Origin of the sequence: Pseudoflavonifractor sp. 60 (genome assembly GCF_009911645.1) — a bacterium.
Classification (GTDB): Bacteria; Bacillota; Clostridia; order Oscillospirales; family Oscillospiraceae; genus Lawsonibacter.
In genome coordinates this window covers 1-297 of record NZ_QWKI01000238.1, presented here as the reverse complement: position 1 = coordinate 297, position 297 = coordinate 1, and the positions used below count along the sequence as shown (strand labels likewise).

At 58.6% G+C, this 297-nt stretch carries 1 pseudogene; it reads left to right on the top strand.

Annotation, left to right across the window (positions count from 1 at the left end):
* Positions 1-297, top strand: a pseudogene (locus D1646_RS23500) (DNA recombinase); the annotation flags it as partial.

The following is a 297-nucleotide window of genomic DNA, read 5'->3' as shown; positions in this document are numbered from 1 at the left end:
CACCGCACCTACAACGGCAAGCGTACCCCGCAGTACACTTGCTCCCAATACAGCAAAGTCCCCGTTGGCACTCGCTGTCCTACCCAGCATCGTATCGCGGAAAAGATAGTCTTGTCCCTGGTGTCTGATATGCTCCAAGCCATCAGCGATTACGCCAAGTCTGACCGGGCGGCGTTCATCCGGGAAGTGCAGGAGGCCCAGGCCAGCCAGCAGGACAGCGACATCAGGAAAAAACGGCGGCGGCTGGCAGCGGCACAGAAACGAGCCGGAGAGCTGGAACGGCTTGTGTGTAAAATT